14 protein-coding genes are annotated in these 15,498 nt (G+C 44.6%); 12 read left to right on the forward strand and 2 right to left on the reverse strand.

The features are described from left to right. Window positions 1-123: 123 nt before the first annotated feature. The 9 genes from B1A98_RS02605 (at window position 124) to B1A98_RS02640 (ending at window position 9,961) form a co-directional block, all read left to right on the forward strand. Window positions 124-711 (forward strand): lytic transglycosylase domain-containing protein, encoded by a 588-nt coding sequence (locus B1A98_RS02605; RefSeq protein ID WP_041113171.1) that lies wholly within the window; start codon window positions 124-126, stop codon window positions 709-711. Window positions 712-734: 23 nt separating this feature from the next. Further along, window positions 735-1,475 (forward strand): thermonuclease family protein, encoded by a 741-nt coding sequence (locus B1A98_RS02610; RefSeq protein WP_063383595.1) that lies wholly within the window; start codon window positions 735-737, stop codon window positions 1,473-1,475. A 99-nt stretch (window positions 1,476-1,574) separates the two neighbouring features. Continuing rightward, complete coding sequence (locus B1A98_RS20305; RefSeq protein WP_156136660.1) at window positions 1,575-1,715, forward strand: hypothetical protein; 141 nt, start codon at window positions 1,575-1,577, stop codon at window positions 1,713-1,715. A 186-nt stretch (window positions 1,716-1,901) separates the two neighbouring features. Then, window positions 1,902-2,942: a YeiH family protein gene (locus tag B1A98_RS02615; protein ID WP_223663355.1), complete on the forward strand. Its 1,041-nt coding sequence runs from the start codon at window positions 1,902-1,904 to the stop codon at window positions 2,940-2,942. A gap of 57 nt (window positions 2,943-2,999) precedes the next feature. Further along, window positions 3,000-3,899, forward strand: a complete 900-nt coding sequence (locus B1A98_RS02620; RefSeq protein WP_063383597.1) for a selenium metabolism-associated LysR family transcriptional regulator — start codon at window positions 3,000-3,002, stop codon at window positions 3,897-3,899. A gap of 129 nt (window positions 3,900-4,028) precedes the next feature. Further along, window positions 4,029-4,754 carry a GntR family transcriptional regulator gene (locus B1A98_RS02625; RefSeq protein ID WP_063383598.1) on the forward strand — a complete coding sequence of 242 codons (726 nt, stop codon included), beginning with the start codon at window positions 4,029-4,031 and terminating at the stop codon, window positions 4,752-4,754. 327 nt (window positions 4,755-5,081) lie between these two features. Further along, window positions 5,082-6,446 (forward strand): aspartate aminotransferase family protein, encoded by a 1,365-nt coding sequence (locus tag B1A98_RS02630; RefSeq protein WP_041100919.1) that lies wholly within the window; start codon window positions 5,082-5,084, stop codon window positions 6,444-6,446. A gap of 31 nt (window positions 6,447-6,477) precedes the next feature. Next, on the forward strand, window positions 6,478-8,247 hold the full coding sequence (gene xsc / locus B1A98_RS02635) for a sulfoacetaldehyde acetyltransferase (RefSeq protein ID WP_063383599.1): 1,770 nt from the start codon (window positions 6,478-6,480) through the stop codon (window positions 8,245-8,247). Between the two features lie 187 nt (window positions 8,248-8,434). Beyond that, entirely contained in the window at window positions 8,435-9,961 is a 1,527-nt protein-coding gene (locus B1A98_RS02640; RefSeq protein WP_063383600.1) for an APC family permease, read from the forward strand. A gap of 87 nt (window positions 9,962-10,048) precedes the next feature. Here B1A98_RS02640 and B1A98_RS02645 read toward each other — a convergent pair whose 3' ends face one another. Next, on the reverse strand, window positions 10,049-11,803 hold the full coding sequence (locus B1A98_RS02645) for an AAA family ATPase (protein ID WP_063383601.1): 1,755 nt from the start codon (window positions 11,801-11,803) through the stop codon (window positions 10,049-10,051). Between the two features lie 388 nt (window positions 11,804-12,191). On the opposite strand from B1A98_RS02645, the gene tlp reads away from it, so the two are divergent. After that, window positions 12,192-12,428: a small acid-soluble spore protein Tlp gene (tlp, locus tag B1A98_RS02650; RefSeq protein ID WP_063383602.1), complete on the forward strand. Its 237-nt coding sequence runs from the start codon at window positions 12,192-12,194 to the stop codon at window positions 12,426-12,428. A 352-nt stretch (window positions 12,429-12,780) separates the two neighbouring features. Here tlp and B1A98_RS02655 read toward each other — a convergent pair whose 3' ends face one another. Continuing rightward, the gene (locus tag B1A98_RS02655; protein ID WP_063383603.1) at window positions 12,781-14,055 is read right to left on the reverse strand and encodes an MFS transporter; all 1,275 of its coding nucleotides are present in this window, start codon (window positions 14,053-14,055) and stop codon (window positions 12,781-12,783) included. Between the two features lie 173 nt (window positions 14,056-14,228). Between B1A98_RS02655 and B1A98_RS02660 the strand changes: the two genes are divergently transcribed. Both B1A98_RS02660 and B1A98_RS02665 read left to right on the forward strand, forming a co-directional pair. After that, complete coding sequence (locus B1A98_RS02660) at window positions 14,229-14,666, forward strand: ferritin-like domain-containing protein (RefSeq protein WP_063383660.1); 438 nt, start codon at window positions 14,229-14,231, stop codon at window positions 14,664-14,666. A 368-nt stretch (window positions 14,667-15,034) separates the two neighbouring features. Then, complete coding sequence (locus tag B1A98_RS02665) at window positions 15,035-15,490, forward strand: DUF3995 domain-containing protein (RefSeq protein WP_063383604.1); 456 nt, start codon at window positions 15,035-15,037, stop codon at window positions 15,488-15,490. Window positions 15,491-15,498 lie beyond the last annotated feature (8 nt).

A 15,498-nucleotide genomic window follows, 5' to 3' on the forward strand; every position in this document is an offset into this window, starting at 1 on the left:
TAGACTGACCGTCCTGTCCGATGCAGGACGGTCTTTTTCTGAACGGCGTTATTTTTGCTTGCAGATTTCCCTTTAGTTATCTAATATAAATGCGAACCGATTTTCTATTTTGGAGAGAACAGCATGAAAAAGAGAAAACTGAAAAAATCAGTAAAAAGAAAATTATTTTTTTTACTAGTTATAGCCGCATTAGTGTATATAGCGTTGAATCAGAAAAGCGCTCCGCAAAATTCTGTTGTCGAATCTTCTATCCCAGAAGAGTTTATTCCGGTGTATCAGGCAGCAGAACAAGAATATGGCGTGCCTTGGGAGCTGTTGGCGGCCCATCATCGGGTAGAGACGAGATTTTCAACAATGGACCCTATGTTGTCACCGGCTGGCGCAGAAGGTCCGCTGCAATTTATGCCATGCACGTTTGTTGGCTGGAGCCATCCGACATGCAGCGGACTTGGAAAGGGGAACATTCCGAATCAAGATAAAGTCAATCCGGCTGTTATTCAAAAATATGGCGGCTACGGGGTGGATGCCAATGGAGACGGCAAAGCAGATCCTTACGATATTGAAGATGCCGTTTTCAGTGCAGCGGCTTATTTAAAGGCGCACGGAGCAGCCGAGGGCAAGTTAAAAAAAGCCATTTATTCTTATAATCACAGCGACCAATATGTAGAGGATGTACTTCATTATTTTCATGCGTATACCTCTAGAGAATAACTATAGAGAAACAGGTGTTTTTAATGAGTAAAATCCAAACTGCTTTATTTCTTGCCGTTTTCTTGCTTATTAGCGGCTGCGCAGCAGAGCCGTCTGCAGATCCCGCAGAGGATCAGCAAAAGGAAGAGCAACTAGCAGCGGAAGACCGGCTGCAGGGCACAGTTGTTTACGTGGTTGATGGCGACACGTTTGATATTCAATTCACCAGCGGCAAAAAAGAAAGAGTGAGAATGACCTTGATTGATACGCCGGAAACGAAACATCCGCGCCTCGGGGTTCAGCCATTCGGTCCGGAAGCTTCAGCTTATACGAAAGATCTTTTGACAGATAAGCAAGTATCTTTAGAAATGGATGTTCAAGAACGCGACCGTTATGGACGTGTGCTTGCTTATGTATGGCTGGACGAAGAGCTTGTAAATGAGCAGCTGGTCGCCAAAGGGCTGGCGCGCGTAGCTGTTTTTCCGCCGAATACGAAATATGTTGACCGCTTTGAAGAGGTGCAGCAGCATGCCCGCGAGCAGCGTCTCGGCATTTGGTCAGTGGAGGATTACGTAACCGACCGCGGCTATAGGGCGGAACAGCCTGAAGGCGGCGATCAAGCATCTCCCCAGCCCGCTTGCCGAATAAAAGGGAATATATCAGGCGGGGGAGAGAAAATCTATCATATGCCGGGAAACCAGTCTTATGAAGCAACAAAACCTGAACAAATGTTTTGCACAAAAGAAGAAGCAGAAGCGGCGGGGTTCAGGGCAGCTAAACGGTAAAAAGCTTTCCCTCTTTTAATGTGACTAGTCTATGAGGCACCATTTCCTTTAAGGTGCATAAGATATTATGACAAAATCACCTGCGGAGGGGAATTTAAAATGAGCGAAAAAAATAAGCCGGAAGAAAGAGTAGGCATGACAGAGGAAGAACGCCAGGAGCATATGCGGCGCGTGAATGAATTTTGGTGGGGAAAGCGCCCTGCCCCAAAACAGGAGGAGCCTCCTAAGAGAAATAAGTAATGCAGTAAAGCGGCCTGTACAGGTCGCTTTTTTGTGTAGAAGTCATTGGCGCGTTCGCTGGGATGGTTTGGCAGCCTCCTGAACCGTCTTTTCATGAAGGAATACAATAACACTTATCACATAATCAAAATAATGGAGCAGCCAAAGTATGTTACGGTTAATGTAACTACTGCGGAGGTGATCAGGTTGGAAGCACCAAAATTACAATCCTATACAGAAGAGAGACGGAAAAAACAGGGCCAATTTCGCGGAGCGTCAAAAGGCGTGTCGCTCACTTTGCTGATCGCCATTGTTGCGGGTTTAATTGCGAAGCTGCCTTTTTTTCAAATTATGGGCATGATGATCTTATCCATTTTGATCGGAATGATATGGAAAAACACTGTTCAAGTCAAGCAAGATTACCAGCAGGGAATTCAATTCAGCAGCAAGGTCCTGCTGCGGGCCGGAATTATTTTGCTTGGTTTTCGGCTCAATTTGCTGGATATTGCAGCGGCCGGCTATGCTGTTTTGGCAGCGGATGTTTTAGTCATTGCATTTACAATGCTGTTTATCCTCTTGCTTGGAAAAGTGTTCAAGCTCGATAAGCAGCTGTCAATGTTGATTGCCGCAGGAACAGCGATCTGTGGAGCAGCTGCTATCATTGCGGTTGCCCCCATTATTAAGAACAAACAAGAACACACGGCTATCGCTGTTTCATGTATTGCTATTTTAGGAACGATCGGTGCACTGCTCTATATCTTTTTGTTTCCCTACTTGCCTGTCAGCAAGTATGAGTACGGGGTGTTGACGGGAGCGACGCTTCATGAGCTTGCCCATGTCGTTGCCGCTGCTGTGCCGGGAGGGGAGGAAAGCAGTCAGGCTGCAATCGTCGTCAAACTTGGAAGGGTGCTGTTATTAATACCTGTGGCTTTAGTGATCAGCTTGATTGTCAACCGGAAGGAGCTTGCAGAAAAAGGGCTGAAAAGCTTGCCGGTTCCATGGTTTATATTTGGATTTTTGTTTGCCAGCTTTATTAATACTCTTCACTTTCTTCCTGACAGCATCGTCTCTTACTGCCTGTTGCTGAGCACTTATCTGCTGGCGATGGGGATGGCCGGGCTTGGGCTGAATGTGAATTACAAGGATTTTGCCAAGGAAGGCATCAAGCCGGCAGCAGTCGCTGTGGCCGGCTTCGCCGGACTTCTGGCTTTGTCGCCGCTGATTTTATGGATCTTTCGCACGATTTAAGTGAAAAAGCTCTTCTCGTTCATTTATAATGAAAGGGGAACAGAGGGGAGAAGAAAAATGAATTTAGAGTATTTACGGTTATTTTATGCAGTAGCAAACAACAAGAACTTTTCGCAGACGGCGAAAGAATTGCACATCTCCCAGTCATCTGTCAGTCTGCAAATCAAGCATTTGGAAGATATGCTTCAGGCAAAACTGTTTGAACGGACAACAAAAAAGGTCGAATTAACGCCGGCAGGGCAAATACTATACCAGAAAGCAAAAAAGATGCTTTTCTTAATGAATGAGATTCAAAACGAGCTGCAAGAGCTCAAAGGGGAGGTAGCCGGCCATTTAAATATCGGAGCCAGCCTGACCATTGGCGAGCATGTGCTGCCATTTTTAATTGCCGGCTATAAAAAGCGTTACCCGCTCGTTGATGTGCATTTAAAAATGTGCAACTCTGAGCAGATTATCGAGAAATTGTATAAACATGAACTGAATCTCGGCTTTATTGAATCTATGCTCTCGTACCCAAACTTGAAGCAAATCCCCTTTCAGGAAGATGAGCTTATTTTAATTGCTTCAAGCTCCTCCCAAATCATTGAAAGCACGCGCCTGTCAAAGGATGAGCTCACATCCTTGCCGTTTATTATCAGAGAAAAAGGATCGGGAACGAGGCAGGTGATCGAAGGCAGTCTCAGAAAAAATGAGGTTGACCCCAACCAGCTAAAGACGGTGTTAGAGCTTGAACATACAGAATCCATCAAAAGTGCGGTGGAAGCAGATTTGGGCATTGCCATTATTTCTAAATCCGCAGTGAAGAAGGAATTGCAATTGGGGACTTTAAAAGAAATAAAGATAGAGGGGGTCACACTAACAAGGCAGTTTTATATGGTTTATTTTGAAGAAGCGTTACAGCTGACAAGCAAAAAATTGATAGAGCTCGTTTTCTCCCAATCGGGCAGCTTATCTTAAAACCTCTTGCGTTCTCATGTTTTTATACAAGGAGAACGCAAGAGGTTTTTTAGGAATTGTTTTACAATCTTGTCCAATCATCATAAGATAAAAAGAAGAAAGAACATTTACGAGGAAAGGGGTATTCATATGGAGAAGCTGAACCCTAAAGATCCGGTGCCGCTTCATATTCAATTAAGAAATAAAATTGAAGGCTTGATTAATGAAGGGCATTACCGCAATAAAATTCCGAGCGAGCGGCAATTGATGGATGAGTATGAAGTGAGCAGGAGCACAGTAAGAGAAGCTGTTGCACACCTTGTCAGGGAGGGGATTGTAGAAAAAGTCCATGGCAAAGGGACATTTATTTCTTCGAAAGTGATTCAGGACTGGCTCGGTTCATTAACGAGCACGACAGAAACAATCCGAAAGATGGGAATGGAACCGGGAGCGAGACTGATTACACATGGAATTATTGAGCCGCCTGAGGAAATTGTGGAAGCCACGGGCCTTCAAAAAGCTTACTTTATCAAACGTGTCAGATATGCGAATGATATCCCGCTTGCTATTGAGCTGCAATATTATCCTGTTGATATCGGAAGTCAATTGGCAAAGTTTGATATTGACAAAGGAACGCTGTTTGACTTGATGGAGGAAAACCTGGGCATTCAGCTCGCTGAAGCAGAACAGTTGATTACGAGCGGCTTTTTAAGTGCGGAAGATGCGGAGTTGTTAGAGGTTGCGGATTCATTTAATGTTTTAAATACAGAGAGAAAATTGATGGATCACTCGGGCAGGCTGATTGAATACTATGTGGCTTCTTTTCGGTCTGATATGTACTCCTTTCGCATAAAGCTAAGCCAAAGAAACAGTTAATGAGAGAGCAGCCTCATGAAAAGCAGATCTGCTCTCTGCCAGTTGGGGTGTTGTCCTACCTATTAAAAAAACGGATAAGACTAAGTGGATTTTACAATAGGTAATATAGTTAGAATAGATTGAATATTTTAAAAACGTGTGTTTTAATATAAATAACAACGATGATGCATCAACTGGTACGGACGACATGACGACATGATGTGACAAATAGTTAAGAAAGGAGCAGATTAGACGTCAAAGAAATTTCCTAATAAATTCGCTGCAGAGCCAGCTGAGTTTAATAGATAATCAGCTACTTGTAATTACTTGTTAAAGGGGGAAAAGAGGATGACTCAATTAGAAGTAAGGGACAGTGAAAAGCTGGAAAAACAAGATCTTGATCATTTGTGGCATGCGATGAGCCGGCATGTAGAAGGCGGTAAACCGATGATTGCCGAATCAGGAGAGGGAGCATGGTTTACCGATCTGGAAGGCAAGCGTTATCTGGATGGGGTTTCAGGACTTTGGTGTTTAAATTTGGGACATGGGCGCGAGGAAATTGTAGAAGCAGCCGCTGAACAAATGAAAAGGCTTTCTTATTTCCCGCTTACATTGAGTCATCAGCCGGCGATTGAATTATCTGCAAAAATAAGCGAGCTTCTGGGGGATTCCTATAAAACCTTTTTCTCAAACAGCGGTTCTGAAGCAAATGAAACCGCCTTCAAAATTGCCCGGCAATATCATCAGCAAAATGGCAATCCGGGAAAATATAAATTTATTTCCAGATATCGTGCATATCATGGATCAACGCTTGGGGCGCTAAGTGCGACCGCGCAAGCGAACCGGCGCGTAAAGTATGATCCAGGCGTGCCAGGCTTTCTCCATGTTCCGCCTCCATATAGTTACCGTTGTCCATTTGGAGAGGAAGTAACCAATTGTGATAAAGTCGCTGCTGATCAAATTGACCAAATGATTGTGTGGGAAGGAGCCGAATCGGTCGCTGCCGTTATTATGGAGCCGTTTATTTCCGGCGGCGGAGTCATCGTGCCTTCGAGCGATTATTTGCAAAGAGTGGCTGAAATTTGCAAAAAGCATGATGTATTGCTGATCATTGATGAAGTTGTTTCGGGCTTTGGCCGTACAGGCAAGATGTTTGGCTTTATGCACTCTGAGGGAGTACAGCCGGACATTGTAACGATGGCGAAAGGCTTGACGAGCGGATATTTGCCGCTTGGAGCGACTGCTGTTCATTCCCGCATTTATGAAAAATTCAAAGAACAAGGCACAGATAATCACCTTCGGCACGTTTCAACATACGGAGGGCATCCGGCAAGCTGTGCTGTTGCTTTAAAAAACATTGAAATTATTGAGCGGGAAGGCATAGTCGCAAGGGTAGCCAGGCTTGGAGAAACATTGTTGAGTAAGTTGCATGAGCTGGCTGATCATCCGTTTGTCGGAGAAGTGCGCTCTAAAGGCTTTTTGTACGGCTTGGAACTGGTAAAAGATAAAGAGACAAAAGAGCCGATTGCCGACCCAGTCATTGGTGAGATCATTGCCAAGTGCAAAGAAAAAGGATTAATTATTGGAAGAAACGGTGATACGGTACCCGGTTTTAACAATGTTCTTATCGTAGCTCCGCCGCTCTCTTCAACAGAAGAAGATTTGCAGTTTCTTGTCAACACGATCTTTGAAGTCTTTCAAGATACTAAATAAAAGAAATGATAAAAAGAGAGGATGAAAAAATATGGTTAAAGCAGAAAAAGAACTAAAAGTGATGCAAGGGAAAAAATTAAAGATGACGCCAAGCGAGGCCATTGTTGAGACCCTGCTTGCGGAAGGCATTGATCAAATATACGGTATTCTTGGCTCAGCCTTCATGGATATGCTGGATTTGCTGCCAACAGCCGGCATTAAATTTATCCCGGTTCGCCATGAGCAAAGTGCGGCCCATATGGCAGATGCCTTTACACGGATCACTGGAAAGGCAGGAGTGGTGATCGGACAAAACGGTCCGGGGGTGACCAATATGGTTACATCCGTCGCAGCTGCTAACATGGCCCATACGCCGATGATCGTCATTGCCCCGTCTGCCGGTACTAAGACAATCGGATGGGACGGTTTCCAGGAATGTGATGAAGCTTCTGTATTCGATAAGATTACGAAGGCAACAGTAAAGGTGACACACCCGAGCCGTGTGGCAGACTGTTTGCGCACCGCTTTCCGCCTGGCATATGCCGAACGCGGACCGGTTCTTTATCATATCCCGCGTGATTACTTCTATGGAGAAGTAGAAGATTATATTTTAAAGCCGTCACAATATCGTGTGGAGAAGAAGGGCTTTGGAGATTCCCAGGCTATTGATCAAGCGGTAGAGCTGCTGAAAGCCGCTAACAACCCGGTGATTATTTCAGGCAGGGGGGCAGTTGATGCAGACGCTATTGAACTTGTGAAAGATCTAGCGGAGAAGTTAAGTGCGCCGGTAGCTGTTTCTTACATGCATAATGACGCATTTCCGGCAGACCACCCGCAAGCCGTAGGACCGATTGGTTATATGGGTTCCAAAGCGGCGATGAATTCTTTGAAAGAAGCAGATGTTCTTTTGGCCATTGGAACGAGACTGTCTGTTTTCGGCACGCTTCCATGCTACGATATTGATTATTTTCCGAAAAGTGCTAAAATTATTCAAATTGATATTAATCATCGGAATATTGCGCGAACGCATCCGGTGGAAGTCGGGATTCTTGGCGATGCTTACGATGCTACAGCAGAAATTTTAAAACGGTTGGCAAACAGCGGTGCCTCCTTTGAGCCAAATAAAGAACGCCTGCAACAAATGGCTGCTGAAAAGGAGAAGTGGGAGCAAGAGCTGGTTGATCTGGCTATGGTGCCAGGCCAGCCGATGAATCCGAGAAGAGCTCTGCTGGAAATTAATCGGGCGCTTCCGGATCATGCGGTGGTTGCTTCTGATATCGGCAATACATCATCTACCTCTAATGCCTATTTAACATTTAATCAGCCGCGCAAGCACTTAGCCGCCCTGACATTTGGAAACTGCGGCTTCGCCTATCCAGCCGCTATGGGAGCTGTTCTGGCTGATCCGTCCTCTCCAGCCTTCTGTATTGTTGGAGACGGTGCTTGGGGCATGAGCCTTCATGAGGTAAGCACAGCAGTAGAGCAAAATTTGCCGGTCATTGCTTGTGTATTCAATAATGGTGCTTGGTGTGCCGAGAAGAAAAATCAGGTAGACTTCTACAATAATCGTTTTGTGGGAGCGGATATTGAAGGGCCAAACTTTGCCGAGGTAGCGAAAAGCATGGGGGCTCAGGGAATCCGTGTAGATAACCCGGAAGACCTGCGACAAGCGATTGAAACAGCGCTTGCCGCAAAAAAACCAACGGTCATTGACATTTTAGTGGATGGCACACAATTGGCACCGCCATTCAGAAAAGATGCACTGCAAATGCCGACGCGCCTGCTTGAAAAATATGCACACCTTGATCATAAAAACTGGTAAAGACAAAAGGGGCTTTCTTGAAAAGCCCCTTTTTTTAAAAAACATGTTTCCTCCATCCGAGAAAAGGCTATCTATTGATACAGCTTGCAGCAAATTAGAAAGCGGCAGACCAATTAGTATTTTTGATTAGCTGATTAAAGCCATATGAAGAAGCAGCCGGATAATCCGGCAGTACAGGAGGTATACGATGGAAGAAAGGGTTCAGCTTGATAAAACATTTAAGCCGCATTGGGTGTGGGCCATTGCATTAGGGTCTGCAATTGGCTGGGGAGCCTTTATATTGCCAACGGAATGGATGGCAAAAGCGGGGCCGGCCGGAGTGATTATCGGTTTGCTTCTTGGCGGTTTCATTATGATGATTATTGCCGTAAGCTACGGCATTCTCATAGACAAGTTTCCGGTTTCGGGCGGCGGCTTCACATACGCTTATCTTGGATTTGGCCGAACACATGCCTACTTTTGCGGCTGGTTTTTAACGCTAGGCTACATTTGTATTGTAGCTTTGAATGCTTCAGCGATGGCGCTGCTTGGAAAATTTCTTTTCCCTTCCATTACAAATACAGTCTTTTTATATGAAATCAACGGATGGCAAGTTTATCTAGGGGAAGTCCTGGTTGCAAGCGCTGTCCTTATCTTTTTCGCTTGGTTTAATATTAAAGGCGCTTCCTTGTCAGGACAGCTGCAATTTATCTTCTGTCTGATCCTTGTTTTGGGAATCATATTATTAACAGCCAGCATGCTCTTGCACCCCGCCTCCGATTTCACTCATATGACACCAGCCTTTAAGCCAGGAATTGCTCCTATTGCCGGGATTGTAGCGATACTTGCTGTTGCCCCCTGGGCTTTTGTCGGATTTGATAATATCCCTCAGGCAGCAGAAGAATTTAATTTCCCGGCGAAGAAAGCTTTCTCTTTAATTATTTATTCTATTATCGTTGCCATCTGTTTATATGCTTTTATGGTGATAGCCACAGCTGTCGGCGGACCTTGGCAGCAGCTTGTTGCCGGCAAGCCGGTATGGGGAACAGGAGATATTGTTTCTCAAAGGTTAGGTGTACTAGGGGTTATTTGCCTGGCCATCTCAGTTTGTATGGGAATCTTTACAGGGTTAAATGGTTTTTACGTGTCAGCAAGCCGCTTAATGTTTGCGATGGGGCGAGCACAAATTCTTCCCGCTGCCTTTTCTAAATTGCATAGTAAACATAAAACTCCTTATATCGGAATCTTGTTTACTTGCGTTCTTTGTTTGCTGGCTCCATGGTTTGGCCGCCCTGTTTTATTATGGATTGTGGATATGTCAGCGATTGGCGTCACGATTGCGTATCTTTATACGTGCCTCGCCGCATTTAAACAGTTTGTCTGGGGATTTGAAAGCGATTACTTAAGAGGGAGAAAAGGGGAGAGTGAGGAAGAGGGAAGAATGGTTTCACCAGTCAAGAAGCTTATCTGCCTTTTAGGGACATTGTCAAGTATAGTCTTTTTAGCCTTGCTGCTTGTCCCGGGCTCTCCATCTGCTCTTGGAGCCCCTTCCCTTATTGCTTTAGCTGTTTGGACACTTCTTGGAATTGCTTTCTATATGTATAAGGCAAAAGATTATCAGAAAGTGCCTAAAGAAACACTTGATTATTATATTCTTGGAAAAGAAATGCCTAAGGAATATAAGGAGGGGGAGAAAAAAGCATTCGCTGAGCTGGAATGGGATGTTTCTAAATGAGACAAGGCTTTCCGTTATACAGAGAAGTAAATAAAACAGGATGCACTGAATAGGTGCATCCTGTTTTGCGGTTAATAATAACGGTATTTAAACGAGCACAGCTTCTTTTTCACTCACTTCATTTGCTGTAGAGGAGCCATTTACAATTTGCTCTACTTCCCAGCCCTCTAGCGTTTCTTTTTTTAATAAGGCATCAACTAATTGATGAAACTGGTCTTCCCGTTCAGCGATCAGTGTTTCAGAGCGTGAGAGCGCTTTTTGGAAAAGCTCCTGCATTTTCGTTTCCCGCTCCATTTTCCCGAATGTAAGGGTGAACCCGTCTTGCAAGACGCCCATATCGACCATTTGTTCAATAATTTGCTTGGCCTGCTGCACGTCGCCGCTTACCCCAATGCTATGTTCACCAAGAAATTTGCGCTCAGCTGTCCCGCCTGACAAGATCATGGCTACTTGATCCATCAATTCACTGGCAGTAGACAAGTGGAGTTCCTTTGGGATAGGAGCCACATAACCTAACGCCTGTCCTCTTGGAATGATTGTTGCTTTTCTGACAGACCCGGGATTAGTAGCAGCAGCAACCAGCGCGTGTCCGGCTTCATGGATGGCGACACGGCGCTTTGTTTCAGGGTCTTGAAGCGTGCGGGAAGTGCTGCCGAGAATCGTGCGGTCGAGCGCATAATCAAGGTCGCTCTTTTCGATGACACTTCGCTCGTTGCGGATCGCGCTGCGGCTGGCCGTCTCAAACAACGAACTTAATTCTGCACCCGAAAATCCGGACGTGCTTTCTGCCAGATCTTCAAGCCGGGAAAGCACATTGTCAGCAAGTTTTTTTCCTCTAATGTGGATGTCGATAATTTCGCGTCTGCCTTTCGTATCCGGAAGCGGCACAAGGAAAGAGAAGTCAATCCGGCCTGGACGAAGGAACGCTTCATCAAGCATATCTTTTCTATTCGTGGCGGCTATAAATAGGATATCATCGTTAGAATGGCCGCCATCAAGCTGAACGAGCAGTTCAGTCAACGTTCTTTCTGCCTCCTCGCCGCCATGGGCTTTGCGCCGTCCGGCAAGAGCATCCACCTCGTCAATAAAAATGACGGCAGGCTTTTGTTTTCTAGCTTGTTCAAACAGGCTGCGGACGCGGGAAGCACCGACTCCGACGAATAGTTCAGTGAACGCGGACCCGCTTGCTGAAAAGAAGGTGGCATTCAGTTCCTTGGCGATCGCCTGTGCAAGCAGCGTTTTGCCCGTTCCCGGAGGGCCATACAGCAAGATTCCCCGCGGGGCCTTTACTCCAATTTCAGCTGACCGCTCAGGGTTTTTTAATATAGCCAGCGTTTGTTTAATTTCAGCTTTCATTTCAGCGGACAGTCCCCCGATGTCATTCAGTGTAATGGAAGGAAGAGGAACCGCTTTTGATAAGCTGTTTTTCATAGCTTTTGTTGATGAATTTGCTCCGCTTCTTCCTTTTTTATAAAGAACAGCTGCCAATGCAATAACAGCGAGCAGGACGCCGCCGATAATCCAATTATCATACGGTCCTTTATTAGAATAGGAATAGCGGATATTATATGTTTCAACCAATCTGTCTACTGACGAGCTTCCAGGGGAAGTGTACGAGACGTATTGATGATCCTTCGTTGTCAAATAAAGGGCGCCATCTGGCTTTTCCTCGAGAGAAACTGGTGCGCCATTTTGTTCTTGTATAATCTTTTCCATTGAGGAAAAGGAGACAGTGACTGGCTTATCAACATCTTTTAACGACCAGGAAACCGCCGCAATAATGATGGCGATTAAGGCGAACAGCGGAAAGAGCTTTTTCATTAAATTGGATTTAGCTTCCACTCAATTCAACTCCCTAAATAATATATATATTTATTATAAGTATTTAAACTTATATATAAATAGGTAAAATGTAATGTATATATTGTTAAAATAAAGAAAATCAATCATTTGGCAAGCTTAAAAAACCATTAGATGTGGGAAAAAGGTTTTGAATAGCAATAGCTGTTTATAAAGCATTGTATAGAGGAGGATAGGCATTTGTCTATATATTTGCTTCTAATTTTGTTCAGAGCTTCAGCTGTTTAATAACTAAATACGTTTTCGAAAGTGAAAAAATATGTAAATTTAGATATGTGCAAAATTCATAAATTCCACAAATTACCTCGTTAAAGACTAGGCGAATAGGAAAGGCTATTGTATGAATCATCATCAAAAGGAGGATTATGGAATGAACAACAAACCGAAACCAGATGACAGATCAAACAATGTAGAAAGACTTCAGGACATGGTGCAGAATACAATCGGCAATATGGAAAGAGCAGAAGAAACTATGATGAATGCCAATTCTGAGCAGCGCCAGGAAATTGAAGAAAAAAATGCACGCCGCCGAGAAAGCATTGCCGGTATGCGCGAGGAAATAAAGGATGAAGCAGCCGCTCGTGAAAATGGACAAATAGAGGGATAATAAAAAGGCGCACACATGCGCCTTTTTATTTTTCTTGCGGATGGACCCGGTTGATTTCCATTCCAGGCGCTTCGCTTTCCGCGGGGCGGGCGGTGAGCCTCCTCCGCGCCAAAGCGCGTGCGGGGTCCCACCTGTCCCGCAAATCCCGCCGGAGTCTGCGCACCTTCCATTGCAATCAACGGAGTGCACAAAAAAGGGATGCCGTACAGCTATATCTGTTTGAAAATAAATCGATCAAACGCCTGAGGGGAGGAAGAGGCTGCCGAAACACAATCCCATCCCACAGGACCAAATAGATAGGGTCGCTTTAGATTTTTATTACCGTTTAAAGTTAACATAATAAATTTATAGTTTATTTAAAGGCTGGTTTTTCAGCTTTTTTTAATGTTTCTTTCATCCGGAGAGCGGCTATTATCCCAGCGGAGAAAGGAAGGAGGGCAATAAAGCCGATAGCCCAGTTAATATTTAGTTGGTCGGCAAGAAGGCCTCCTATCAGAGCGCCAAAGGCATAGCCGCTGTCACGCCAAAAACGGTATACGCCTGTGGCCGTGGCTCTCCAGCTAGAAGGAACGGCATCGCCGATAGCAGCAATCAGTGTGGGATAGACCATCGCCGTTCCCAGGCCTAACGAAATTGCTCCAGCCAACCACAAGAAGTAATTGTCAACAAAGAGAATCCACCAAAGAGAAAGACCTTGCAGCCACATGCCGGCAGTAATAAACCATTTGCGCCCGACTCGATCACTTAAAGCCCCTGTAAACAGCTGAAAAATCCCCCATGCGGCTGGATAAGCAGCTGTAATTACTCCGATTTGTGCGAGTGTCAAGCCTTTTGAAGCAAAGAACAGCGGAAATAGCCCCCAGGCTACTCCATCCTTTAAATTAGTGGCCATTCCCGCAAAGCTGATGCTTGATAAGGTCCGGTCTTTCCAAGTTGTTTTAGCAAATACCCTCTTTAAATGACTGTTAGCCGGTTTGCTTTGACCCGATATGGTCAAGTGCTTTGTCGTGTCTGCTACTGCGAGTGAAAGCAGAAAACCGATAACAACGAGGCCGATCCCTATATAAAATGGCTCGGGACGCAACGAATAAGTGGAGGCTGCGTAACCGGAAATCATGGCAAAAGAGGCCACGCCGATATAACCGGCAAATTCGTTCAACCCCACAGCCAATCCTCTCTCTGTCCCTTTTGCTAAGTCAATCTTCATGTTTACAGTCATAGACCAAGTCAATCCTTGATTGATGCCTAAAAGAACATTAGCTAAGATGATGACCCACCATGACTGGGCAAAGATAATGAGCAGCGGAACAAATAACCCGATGCCCCAGCCGAACAGCAGCACTTGCCGCCTGCCAATCCGGTCAGCCAGATTTCCGGCAAAAAAATTAGTGGCCGCCTTGGAAAAGCCAAAGCTGGCAATGAAAGACAAGGCAGCGCTAGTTGACGCAATGCCGAACTGTTTTTCCCCTATAATCGGCAGAACCGTTCTTTCCAGACCGACCATCGAGCCTACAAAAAAATTAATGACGACTAGCAATGAAAACTGCAGTAAATTTTCTTTTATTCCTGCTTGGATATTCTTCAAATGGTGCACCTCCCAGAAGCACGGATCCCCTTCTGCTTTCATTTATTACTTTCATTATACGGTAAGGGGTATTTTATGTAAATAAGTTTGAATAAGTGAAGTATTTTCATTTATACAGGAGACTGAAAAAGCATATGGATAAATGCTGCACCTCTTTCAGTGGTTTTTCGTAAGATAATAATAGTTGAAGCGGGGAGGGAAAATACGTGTCAGAAATGTATCCTTATTCTGCTGTAAGCAGGCAAACAAATAAGTTGATCACTGATATTGAAAAGGCAATCAATGGAGAATATACAGCTATTCAATGTTATACAAGTTTAGCGAAAATGGCTCCAAGCGAGGCGGTCAAGAAGCGGATTTTAGAAATTCGCCGGGATGAACAGCGGCATTTTCAGCAATTCACGCAATTGTATACTCAATTGACAGGGCGCCAGCCGCAGCCCAAAGTGATAGAGAATTGCCCGAATAAGTATATGAAGGGATTGGAAGCAGCTTTAAAAGATGAACAAGAAGCGGTTGATTTTTATCTAAGCATCTCTGATGAAACATCTAATCAATATATTAAAGAGCTCTTTCGCCGAACGGCAGCAGACGAACAAAACCATGCTGTTTGGTTTTTGTATTATTTTACTAAAGGAAGAACGAGCCGGTGAGATGGATAGGAACACAAGAAGCGCAAGAAGGGTGCCGCTCTAAAGGCCATTCTTGCGCTTTATTATTGTATGAATGATGGGGGATGGCCAGCAGCTATCTTTTTCATCAAAAATAAAATCAACTATTTCTTCCTCTCTTCTATCTATGCCTTCTGTCTAATGTAGCTGTGTCATATTATAATGAAACTAGTAGAAAGAGATATCGGAGAGGCTCTCCCGAACTTGCTTTATGAAAAAGCAAGGGAACTTAATTTGATTAGAGATGAAAGGCATGACTTGAAATGATCCAAACCATTTTTAGAAATTTCACCTAGCTCTATGCGCTTTTTCGGAGAATAGGCTGAGAAAAGAAGGGAAGCAGAGGTACGATGCAAAAGAAAAACCTTGTTATTTATGCCGGCTTCATTTGGTGTATGGCATTTGCGGCACTAACCTTTTATTGGGCAAGCGGCGGCATGCTGGGCGTGCGATCTCTAGGTGGAGTTATTTATGAGAAGGCGCTGTCAGGTGATGAAAATTTTCTTTCGATCGTTCGGTTAACGGGAGTTGTAAAAATGTTCGGAGGGTTTTTCTTGTTGCTGCTGCTTAGAGATTGGCCAGAGTCCATGAGGAAAGTGTTGTATTATTTGTCGCTGGCCGGCGGAGTGTGTTTATTTTTATACGGCCTTGCCAACTTTACTACGCTTATTCTTGATTGTTTTGCTGTATTAAACCTTGAACTAGAGGAGTATTCTCTGAAATGGCGGATGTTATTCTGGGAACCATTCTGGATGCTCGGCGGCATATTATTTATTCTATCGGCGAAAGGATTTAGAGGTAAATGAACGGCCAT

The sequence above is a fragment of the Pseudobacillus badius genome (assembly GCF_002189605.1).
Taxonomy (GTDB): Bacteria; Bacillota; Bacilli; order Bacillales; family Domibacillaceae; genus Pseudobacillus; species Pseudobacillus badius.

Bases quoted from the DNA above. Each gene is read 5' to 3' on its own strand.
- tlp (WP_063383602.1), top strand. From the start codon at position 12,192: ATGAACAACAAACCGAAACCAGATGACAGATCAAACAATGTAGAAAGA.
- xsc (WP_063383599.1), top strand. From the start codon at position 6,478: ATGGTTAAAGCAGAAAAAGAACTAAAAGTGATGCAAGGGAAAAAATTA.
- B1A98_RS02620 (WP_063383597.1), top strand. From the start codon at position 3,000: ATGAATTTAGAGTATTTACGGTTATTTTATGCAGTAGCAAACAACAAG.
- B1A98_RS02605 (WP_041113171.1), top strand. From the start codon at position 124: ATGAAAAAGAGAAAACTGAAAAAATCAGTAAAAAGAAAATTATTTTTT.
- B1A98_RS02625 (WP_063383598.1), top strand. From the start codon at position 4,029: ATGGAGAAGCTGAACCCTAAAGATCCGGTGCCGCTTCATATTCAATTA.
- B1A98_RS02630 (WP_041100919.1), top strand. From the start codon at position 5,082: ATGACTCAATTAGAAGTAAGGGACAGTGAAAAGCTGGAAAAACAAGAT.
- B1A98_RS02655 (WP_063383603.1), bottom strand. From the start codon at position 14,055: ATGAAAGCAGAAGGGGATCCGTGCTTCTGGGAGGTGCACCATTTGAAG.
- B1A98_RS20305 (WP_156136660.1), top strand. From the start codon at position 1,575: ATGAGCGAAAAAAATAAGCCGGAAGAAAGAGTAGGCATGACAGAGGAA.
- B1A98_RS02660 (WP_063383660.1), top strand. From the start codon at position 14,229: ATGTATCCTTATTCTGCTGTAAGCAGGCAAACAAATAAGTTGATCACT.
- B1A98_RS02640 (WP_063383600.1), top strand. From the start codon at position 8,435: ATGGAAGAAAGGGTTCAGCTTGATAAAACATTTAAGCCGCATTGGGTG.
- B1A98_RS02665 (WP_063383604.1), top strand. From the start codon at position 15,035: ATGCAAAAGAAAAACCTTGTTATTTATGCCGGCTTCATTTGGTGTATG.
- B1A98_RS02610 (WP_063383595.1), top strand. From the start codon at position 735: ATGAGTAAAATCCAAACTGCTTTATTTCTTGCCGTTTTCTTGCTTATT.